General features: G+C 35.8%; 11 protein-coding genes. 1 reads left to right on the forward strand and 10 read right to left on the reverse strand.

Annotated elements, in window-relative coordinates; all coding sequences use genetic code 11:
* Positions 1 to 973: AEC family transporter (locus ACW2QF_RS14315; RefSeq protein WP_455716687.1), on the forward strand; the 973-nt coding region annotated here is incomplete at its 5' end.
* 137 nt (positions 974 to 1110) lie between these two features.
* Here the strand turns inward: ACW2QF_RS14315 and ACW2QF_RS14320 are convergent.
* The 10 genes from ACW2QF_RS14320 to ACW2QF_RS14365 form a co-directional block, all read right to left on the reverse strand.
* Positions 1111 to 1629: a methyltransferase family protein gene (locus ACW2QF_RS14320; protein WP_455716688.1), complete on the reverse strand. Its 519-nt coding sequence runs from the start codon at positions 1627 to 1629 to the stop codon at positions 1111 to 1113.
* Between the two features lie 588 nt (positions 1630 to 2217).
* Complete coding sequence (locus ACW2QF_RS14325; RefSeq protein ID WP_455716689.1) at positions 2218 to 3027, reverse strand: ABC transporter ATP-binding protein; 810 nt, start codon at positions 3025 to 3027, stop codon at positions 2218 to 2220.
* The gene (locus tag ACW2QF_RS14330; RefSeq protein WP_455716690.1) at positions 3024 to 4070 is read right to left on the reverse strand and encodes a FecCD family ABC transporter permease; all 1047 of its coding nucleotides are present in this window, start codon (positions 4068 to 4070) and stop codon (positions 3024 to 3026) included. Before ACW2QF_RS14330 ends, ACW2QF_RS14325 begins: the two co-directional genes overlap by 4 nt.
* Positions 4067 to 5065 carry a FecCD family ABC transporter permease gene (locus ACW2QF_RS14335; RefSeq protein ID WP_455716691.1) on the reverse strand — a complete coding sequence of 333 codons (999 nt, stop codon included), beginning with the start codon at positions 5063 to 5065 and terminating at the stop codon, positions 4067 to 4069. The genes ACW2QF_RS14330 and ACW2QF_RS14335 overlap by 4 nt, the downstream gene beginning before the upstream one ends.
* A complete protein-coding gene (locus ACW2QF_RS14340) occupies positions 5062 to 6141 on the reverse strand; it encodes an iron-siderophore ABC transporter substrate-binding protein (protein WP_455716692.1) in 1080 nt (359 codons plus the stop codon). The genes ACW2QF_RS14335 and ACW2QF_RS14340 overlap by 4 nt, the downstream gene beginning before the upstream one ends.
* Before the next feature lie 214 nt (positions 6142 to 6355).
* Positions 6356 to 7405, reverse strand: coding sequence for an FAD:protein FMN transferase (locus tag ACW2QF_RS14345; protein ID WP_455716693.1), 1050 nt, complete (start codon positions 7403 to 7405; stop codon positions 6356 to 6358).
* A 69-nt stretch (positions 7406 to 7474) separates the two neighbouring features.
* The gene (locus tag ACW2QF_RS14350; RefSeq protein WP_455716694.1) at positions 7475 to 8527 is read right to left on the reverse strand and encodes a hypothetical protein; all 1053 of its coding nucleotides are present in this window, start codon (positions 8525 to 8527) and stop codon (positions 7475 to 7477) included.
* A 25-nt stretch (positions 8528 to 8552) separates the two neighbouring features.
* Complete coding sequence (locus ACW2QF_RS14355; RefSeq protein ID WP_455716695.1) at positions 8553 to 9098, reverse strand: Gx transporter family protein; 546 nt, start codon at positions 9096 to 9098, stop codon at positions 8553 to 8555.
* 11 nt (positions 9099 to 9109) lie between these two features.
* Positions 9110 to 9502, reverse strand: coding sequence for a NusG domain II-containing protein (locus ACW2QF_RS14360; RefSeq protein WP_455716696.1), 393 nt, complete (start codon positions 9500 to 9502; stop codon positions 9110 to 9112).
* 38 nt (positions 9503 to 9540) lie between these two features.
* On the reverse strand, positions 9541 to 10243 hold a 703-nt coding region (locus ACW2QF_RS14365), incomplete at its 5' end, for a UbiA family prenyltransferase (RefSeq protein ID WP_455716697.1).

Below are 10243 nucleotides of genomic sequence, written 5' to 3' on the forward strand. Positions count from 1 at the left end.
ATATCATATTATTACTCCGGAGGTACCAATGAACAATTTTATTTTTAGCTTGAATGCCACTGTTCCTATCTTTCTTGTTATTTTATTAGGCTGGATTCTTATGAAAAGAAATATGTTAACCAAAGAATTTGCCTCTTCTGCAGATAAATTCGTATTTAAAATTGCACTTCCATGTTTACTTTTTAAAGATATCGCCACCGCAAATATCAAAGAAACATTTAACTTGTCTTTCGTATTATTCTGTATGCTTACAACTACAATTATGTTTCTAACCACTTGGTTATTAACTGCTCTTTTCATGAAAGACAAATCCATGGTAGGTGCTTTCGTACAAGCAAGCGTACGAGGTAGTAGCGCAGTTCTTGGTATTGCATTCGTACAAAATATCTACGGTAGCTCTGGCATGGCACCAATGATGATTGTAGCATCTGTTCCACTATATAATATCTTCTCTGTCATCATTTTAACTTTCAATTCTAACGAGCCTACGAAAGATAGTAGTAAGATTAAAACAGCGTGTACTAATGTAGCTAAAAATCCAATTATTATAGCAATATTTGCAGCACTAATTGTAGCACTATTAGAGATTCCTATCCCTGAAATGCTACTAAAAACAGTCAACAACGTTGCTGCTACTGCAACTCCACTTGCGTTACTTGTTGTAGGTGCAACCTTTGAAGGAAAGAAAGCCATAAGCAAAATCAAACCAACAATACTTGCAACATTCATAAAATTAATCCTTCTACCTACATTGTTCCTCCCAATTGCATATCTCTTTGGATTTAGAAACACTGAAATGGTAGCCATCTTAGTAATGCTTGCCTCACCAACCACAGTAACCTGCTACATAATGGCTAAAAATATGCATAATGATGCCGTCCTAACATCAAGTGTTGTAGTAACTGCAACTCTCTTATCATCTGTTACCCTTACCATGTGGGTATACATATTACGTACTTTAGGATTAATATAAAAAACACCCTCACAGCTAGTCCATAGCCTCAAGGATGCTTTGATAACATTCATATATTCTATTTTATTGTTTGATGTACTGAATAGCGATTTGTGAACTTCTTTTACTGCTCATTTAAATATTTTAAAGATAGGCGCCTAAATATAGCGCCTTACTTTATCCATATAATTTTTGTACTCTTCCCCAAATTTCTTTATGCACCATCTTTCTTCAGACAGGATAATCCAATGTGCTGATATTTGAAAGACTATTAATATTGCAAGTAGTAGCAACGACCGAGTAAGCAGTACACATCCTAAAAAATAAATAAAATATGCCACATACATCGGATTACGAGAAATCCGGTATAATCCTTTAAGATTGATGCCATTCTCCGCAGGTTTTGCAAAATTTGATACGGAAGCAAAACACAGCAAGACTCCTAATCCATATGTAACTAAACCCACATAAAACCAATACTGGTCAGTTCTAATCTCAAGAAAGAATAGATATACAAAAATAAGAATGTTTGAAATCTGATAAAACAAGTACACTACTTTTTCTTTTCCAATCAACGGAGCGAAAAAAGCCGCACGTTTTAGACCTTCCTTGTTTAAGATGGTTAAAAGTCCGAATCTTATCAGTATAAATGGAATTAATAAAAGAAATCCGTTCATTTTATCTCCTTATACCTAACTTGCCAATTATATAAATAAGGAAAACTTCACCCAAACTCTATAATTGAAAGGTGTTGTGTAATTATAAATACATTATACATCACCTTTCTTTAAACTTCCATCATAAACAACATTATCGCTAAAGTAAAAAAAGCTTTTGCTACATAGATGCAGAGTGTTTCGTATCATAGTACATCAACTAAGAAGCTATGAAAACATAAATAGAGTTTTACATTCAAATAAAAAAAACACAAGTACATGAATTTACAAACTATCCTGTACTTGTGTATCGAGAAAGTAAAAAGCAAAACTCAAAATAACGTAGCCCTGCTTCTTAGCTGCCGTACTATGACTAAGAAACAATAGCGAAACAGCTACAGTACTTCTTAGTGTGTACTAAGTAACCTAGGAATGCGAGGCAAGGAAGCTGAGCAAGCCTGAGCTGAGGCAGGATGCCGAATCGAAGGCGGTTCCGTACCACATGAAAACCTAACGTACACACATAGAAGTACTTAGCTGTGTAGCGTGTTTCGTGTCATAGTACGACAGCTAAGAAGCTATGAACACGTATAAAGAGTTTTGCACTCATCACGCATTACTCATCACAAAGTGTCTTCCCTTTGGAACAATAAAAGGAGAACCTGATATAGGATCTTCTATGACAACACAATCAAGGTCAAAAACATCTTTAATTAAATCTTTCGTAATAATATCTTTTGGAGCTCCCTGGGCAATCAAATTTCCTTTTTTCACAGCAAATATATAGTCTGCATAGCGTGCAGATAGATTAATATCATGAAGAACCATGACAATCGTTGTATTTCTTCTCTTATTCAAATCCGTTAATAAATCTAAGATTTCTATTTGATAAGTGATGTCTAAATAAGTGGTAGGTTCATCTAATAATAAAATATCAGTTTGCTGTGCAAGTGCCATAGCAATCCAAACTCTTTGGCGTTGTCCACCTGATAGCTCATCAACACTACGATTAGCAAGATCTGATATACCCATAATAGATAGTGCTTCCTCTACCGCTTCAAAATCCTTTTTCCCCATTCCCTTTAATAAGGTTTGATAAGGAAATCTTCCTCTAGATATTAAGTCAAACACCGTGATCCCTTCCGGTACCACTGGAGATTGGGGAAGTAATCCAAGTATTTTTGCTAGTTCTTTAGGAGGCATACTTCTAATTTTCTTTCCGTCTAAGGTCACCACACCTTCTTCTGGCTTAATCAGCCTAGCTAATGTTTTTAAGAGTGTGGATTTTCCACAGGCATTGGCACCGATAATTACGCTTACCTGATTCTTTGGGATTTCAATGTCCACTCCTTCTAAAATAATCTTCTTCTCATATCCGGCTGTCAATTTGCTCGCTTTTAATGTTGGTGTCTGCATCATGCAGATTCCCCCCTTTTGTTCATTTGAATTAATAAAAAGATTAGATATGGTGCACCAAGAATTCCTGTTATAACACCTACTGTATATCTCGTGCTAAAAGCATATTGTCCAATCAAATCTGCTCCTAGAACTAATATTGCACCAACTAACCCAGAACATATTGCACTGGAATTACCATGACCTACGATTTTTTTAGCTATAGGCCCTGATAAGAAAGCTACGAAAGAAATCGGTCCAGTAACTGCTGTTGCAAACGCAATTAAGCACACTGCGCTTATTACCATAAGCACTCTAGTCTGATCTGTTTTCAAGCCAAGTGTAATAGCAGATTGTTCTCCAAGCTCCAATATTTTTAGATGCTCACTAAAAATCACTAGCATCGTACCAGCTATACAGACAACAAAAAACAATGGAGCTATCTTATTCATCTGCATTCCATTTAAACTTCCACTTAACCAGCGCATTGCTCCTGGCACATCATACTGTGAGGCTTTTAGCAACATATAAGATATTACTGCTTGTAACATAGCCTGCACACCTATTCCGATTAGGATCAGCCTACCACCAGAAAAACTTCCCCCTTTGGAAAGTACGTAAATCACAGCTGCTATAACAAGTCCACATATAACAGAAGCAATGGAGACTACACTACCACTTAAGTGTAGGACTAAAATGCAAAATACAGCAGCCACACTAGAACCTGAAGTTACTCCAATAATATCAGGGCTGGCTAAAGGATTTCTTAACATCGTTTGAAACGCATTGCCCGCCATTCCAAATGCAATCCCCGAAAGTACTGCGGCAAGCATTCTAGGTAAACGTATGGTATTAATTGCAAAAGAAGCTCCTTTTATTTCTTCACCCATGAGAACTTTTAGAATTGTATCAATAGGATAAAACGTATTACCAAGCATCAACATACAAGCCATCAAAATCAAAGTGATACAGCTAAGTATTAGACAGACTACAATCCTTCGTTTTCTCCTTTTAGAATATCCTGTGGAAATCAAAATCTCATTATGAACTTTACTTTCTTTTATCATATAGAGCTCACCTTCTCTCTCATAGCGATAAACACAAGAATTGGTGCTCCTATAAACGCCGTAACAATACCCGCTTCTAATTCTCCCGGATAGCCAATCAGACGTCCAATAACATCAGCGACGGTAAGTAAAACAGCTCCTCCAACAGCAGACATAGGAATGATAAATCTTAAATCTGGTCCACAAAGCAAGCGAACAATATGAGGCACCATTAGCCCCACAAATCCGATTGGTCCTGCTAGTGCTGTTGTTGCTCCACAAAGCAAAACTCCTGCCAAAGCGGCAAAGACACGAACCATTCCTGTACGAACTCCTAAACCAACTGCCATATTATCTCCAAGTGCCATTGCATTTAATGCTGGTGCAGCAATTAATCCAATTAATAAGCCAACACCGAGAAATGGTAATACTGTAGCGATTCCTTCCCATGTAGCACCACTGACACTTCCTACCTGCCAAAAACGATAGGAATTCATAACATTCTCTCTTGGTAAAACAATTGCACTTACCAAGGAAGATAATGCAGCGCTTGTAGCAGCTCCAGCAAGTGCCAACTTAATTGGTGTAGCACCGCCTGCACCCATAGAACCAATTCCATATACAAAAATAGCTGTAATTGCCGCTCCTGCAAGGGCAAACCAGATGTATTCACCAGCTGTACTAATATTAAAAAAAGCCATTCCGCTGACAACGAATAGCGCTGCCCCTGTATTTACGCCAAGGATACTTGGATCTGCAATTGGATTTCTTGTAACTGCCTGCATAAGCGAACCGGAGACTCCAAGGGAGCCTCCAGCTAGTATACAAAAAACAGTTCTTGGAATTCGTTCTCTAACAACAAGTGTCTGAAAGGATCCATCATCTAGGTTCTTTAGCGCACTAAAAACCTCTTCTATATCTATAAATCTTGCGCCAAAAACTAAGGATGCCAATATTGCAAGTAATAAGCAAATTATACTCCCTGTTATTATAACTATTTTTTTATTACGCATCATTTTACTTTATCCGCTGTCTCTCCTAATATTTTTAGATAATCATCTATAGTAGCAGGAATAGAAAGTGCACTTGGTGTTCCAGAAGCTGCAAGAGGTGTTCCATCTTCAATTAATGCTACTGCACCGTTTTTAATCGCTGGCACAGTACTAAGAAGTGAATCTGACTGTAAAGCCTTTAATAAATCCTCATTTCCATATGCTACGATTACATCAATTTCATTTAATAAATCTGCATTTTCTGCACTTAGTTCTACCGTAAAGCTATTATTTTCTTCGCCCATTTTTGATACTGCTTCAGGGAACTCGAGACCTAAATCTGTTAAGTAAGCCGCTCTTGGATCTGCTGGTAAATATACATAGAACTTTCCTAAATCAGATGGATTAAAGTAAAAGAACGCTGCTGTTTTACCTTGTAACCCAGGATATTCTGCTGTCTTATCACTAATTAATTTCTCCAAACTTGCTACTAACTCTTTTCCCTCAGTTTCCATTCCTATCCCTTTGGAATTCACTAAAATCTGATCTCTCCATGCTGTCTGCCAAGCAGCTGTAGGATATGCAACTACTGGTGCAATTTGGCTTAATAGATCATACTCTTCTTGCGTAATTCCAGAATAGGCTGCTAAGATAATATCTGGTTTTGCATCACTAATTGCTTCATAATCTAATCCAGCTGTATCTTTAAAAACATTAGGAGAATCAACGCCTAATTCAGTAAATTTATCTGCTGTCCATGGTAAGAGATTCTCTCCCTCAGCTACACCATAATTTGCTTGAGATACCCCTACAGGTACAACCCCAAGTGCAAGTGGAACATCTTGATTTCCCCAAGCAATACTTACAATATTATTAGGTTTTTCTTCAATTACTGTTTCACCAAAAGCGTGTTGAATCGTAATTGGATATGTTGTATCTGCACTATCTTCTACCTGACTGTTGTTTGTATCAGTTGAAGATTCATTGGTTTCTTTCACACTGTTTTCTCCTTTTTGTGAATCTGAAGAACCTGTGGAACAACCAACCAACGTTAAGGCTGTTAACATCATAATTATAATACTTAACTTTTTAATTTTCATAATTTATCTCCTTTTATATTGTAATAGTTCGAGTTGCATGTGTTTGCATCCAAGCGATTAGTATCATCTAACTTAAGTAATATACAACAAACCAAATAAACTGTCAATAGTGTTATGTAATACTTTTTTCTCAATAAAAATAACCCTGTAGGCTAGGCACTCTTTTAATAAGTGTCTAACCCACAGGGGCCATTTCACATAATAATTATTTATATTATTTCGCAATATAATCTTCAAAACCTGTACTATACTTGATGTCACCATCTTTAAAAACCCATAATGCTTCGGTATCTGGTAAACTCTCAACGAATTCCTTTCCTTCTTCATAAGGCATATTAAATACGGCTGTAGACAGCGCATCAGCCATTCCAGAATCTTTACACAGTATGGTTACAGCTGTAAAATAATCAGATGGCATTAAGGTATCTGGGTCAATTATATGATGATACTGTTTACCATCTACTGTATAATATCTTTGATAATCACCGCTTGTAACAAGTGAATCATCTTTAAAATTCAGAATATACAGCTCTTTCTTATCAGCCTCCATGTCAGGATTCTGGATACCAACCTTCCAATCTTCCTTGCTGTCTCCTTTTCCACCTACCGTTCGAACATTACCGCCTACACTAATCATTCCATTGGTATATCCATGTTCAACTGCAATATCACTTACCATCTCAGTAGCATAGCCCTTTGCAATAGCTCCAACATCAAGTGCCATCTCTGGATCTTCAAGATATACTGTAGAATCTTCTTCATTAATAATCACTTTATCAATGTCGGTATGTTTTACTTTCTCTACTAATACGTCCATTGGCGGTAAAGCTGCAGTTTCTGGGTTTTCTAACCCCTTATCTCGGTAATCATGCCAAACTTCTAATACTGCCCCAAAAGCAATATTAACCTTACCATCCGTTAATTCATAGGCATCTTTAGAAAACTGTAATAAATCTATAATTCTTTTATCCACTTTAACTGGCTTGATTCCTGCATTATCATTAATTGTCTTTATATTATTTAATCCTTCATAATCGTTATAAATATCAAAAAGTTCATGATATTCCTTCAAATTATCATAAATCAACTGCGTATATTCTGAAAATTCCTCTTTGCTATCGGCGTATCCGACAATCTGAGTTACCGTATCAAAGAGAAGCAAAAATTCTGCTTCATAGCGTTTCTCTTTAGTAAAGCTACATGCTGAAAGATTGATAGCAATTGTAGCGACCATTAGTATTATTGCTAATATTCTCTTTTTCAATTTTATTACCTCTTTAAAATAGGGAGGTAGTATTACTACCTCCCTTAATGTACCCAAATGATAAATATATTATCTAGCATTTGCTACAGCTTTGTCAATAACTGTTGTATAATCACCAATTTTGATTGTTACAGAACTTGATAAATCAGAATCAGTAGGTACGCCTTCTTCTGTAATTGCAATACCTTTCACTTCATCTACTGTTTTACCAGCAACATATTGAGCAAGAGCGTCTACTTGTTCAAACCACTCTTTACCGATTCCTGATTTATCAGCTAATCCATAACCAGTTCCAATTTCTTGTTTTGTCTGTGGTGCAACTGTTAAGTCAGAAGTAATTGCACCAGTAGCTGAGAAGTTTACATCGCTTTGAGAAGCGTCGATTACACAGCTTGTGATTTTACCATCTTTATCAGTTGTAACTGCTGAATAGTTAGAGTATGCTTGTGCTACACCATCTGCTTCACCAGCATCTGTAGATTTTGCAATGTTAGTTGTTACACCAAGACCAAGTTTATCATCAGCATTAGCACCTAAGCTTTTAGCGTTATTAACAGCTTTTTCAACACCACTAATGAAATCTCCTACACGAATAGTAACTGAAGATGTTAAATCTGCATCTGAAGGTACACCTTCTGTTAATGCAATTCCTTTCACTTCATCTACAGTTTTACCAACAACGTAGTCAGCAAATGCATCTACTTGTTCATTCCATTCTTTACCGATGCTTGATGAATCACCTAAACCATAATTTGTTCCTAATTCTTGTTTAGATTGGAACTCTGTAGCTAAATCTGTAGTGATTTTTCCATCAGCTGAGAAATTGATTTGAGTTTGTGCAGCATCAATAGCGCAATCTAAAATTTTACCATCTTCATCAACTAAAACTGCAACAACTGTTGAATCAACTTGAGCTAAACCTTCTGCATCTGCAGTAGCATCTGTTGATTTTGCAGTTGAAGTAATTACTGCAAGACCTGTTTTTGCTGTACCTTGTTGTGTTTCCTCTTGTTGTGTTTCAACTTGTTGTGTTTCCTCTTGTTTTGCTTCTTTTTTACCACATGCAGTAGCTATTGAAAGAACTAACGCTAAACTAAGTAATAAAGCTATTTTTTTTCTCATAAAATCCTCCATTATGATTTATTTTTTATTTCAAACCAACTCTTTGAAGAGCTGGTAGAATAAACTTAAGTAATATTGATGTTGCAATACCTGCCAAAATCCCACTAAACAATAGGACCGGAAGGTAAGCCCATATATAGATTGATGTAAAGATAAAGGAGATGGCAACTAGCTGTCCTATATTATGAAAAACTGCGCCAAAAATACTTAAAATTAAGTAAGAAATCCTTTTCTTAAAGATAACCATTAAGATTATCATAATAGTAAGGGATAGTATTCCTCCACATAAGCTTAATAGACTTGCCACAGCTCCTCTTGTGAGAAATACAAATCCTGCTTTTAAGATAGCAATGGTGTATGCCTGCCGTTTATTTAAGAAAAACAATGCGTACATAACTGCAATGTTAGAAAGCCCCATCTTTACTCCTGGAACTCCCACCAAAATAGGCGGTAAGGAACTTTCAACAATAGAAAGTACCATAGCAATAGCAAATAATAATCCAGTCAAAACTAGCCTTCGCGTGTTTCTTAAATTTCGTGTTGCCTGATCTTCATATAACTTGTTGTCCATAATAGACCTTTCTATTTTCCAACTATAATATCAACAGTATCCTTTGTTCGTCCTGATTTTTGAACGATTTTTACTACAATTCCATTAGGTAAACAAGCAGCGCTTTCTCCAACCATACCTATCTCTCCTGTATTGATACAAACCTTATCAGGGCAATCGGATTCTTCAAATTGTAGAGTTCCATCTTCATGTAAGTGGAAAACTACATGGCTATTTTGCGGAATCGAAAACGTCTTATCCACTTTTTCATCTAACCTAACTGTTTCAACTAACTCTGAATAGTAATAAATTTCGGCCACTGCTGGCTGTTTTGAAAATTTAGTTTGATAAAGAACCGCCACTATAACAGCAAAAACTAAAATTACTCCGATAATAATCATATCTGTTTTCTTAAAAAACTTCATTTTAAACCATTGCCTTTCTTGTGCCAAATTGAAGCTATCTATCTAAATAAAGTACTAATAAAAATCAATAGCGTATTAGAACCCATGATAATCACATAATTTTTTATAGCTAAAATAAACGTTGTTGCTTTATCTTGTTTTTTCTTAAACTCTTTGATATTCTTTTGCACGATAAATATGGTGAGTAAAGATAACAAACAAATAGGTGCTAATATACCTGTCGCTACCATTGCAATAGTCGCTACATAAGTCAAATAGTATAAACAAACAAAGAGTGACATCGCCTTTTTCCCTATATAGTATGGTAACGTATGTCTTTTAACAAGAATATCTTTTTCCAAGTCACATATATTGTTAGCCAACATAATATTTGCTGTTGTAGAAAAAGGAATAATCGCAAATAATAACAATGACACGATTGGCCAAATCATAAGTTCCATAGAAACAGACTGGATATTCAAATCAAAGGTTAAGAATGTACCCTTCGGAGTATTTAGATACAAGATGATAAACGGTATTAATAAACCATAAAACAATCCTGAGATAACTTCACCTAAAGGCATTCTAGAGATTGGTACTGGACCATATGTGTAAAGAACGCCACATACAAAACAAAGTCCACCAATCAAAAATATAACAAGATCCGACATATATGCCAAATACAAACCTAATCCAGTACTTATTCCAAACAACACATAGATTATGATTAGTGATGCCTTACGACTAAATTGTAAGGATAGA

It is taken from the genome of Anaerosporobacter sp. (assembly GCF_965301125.1).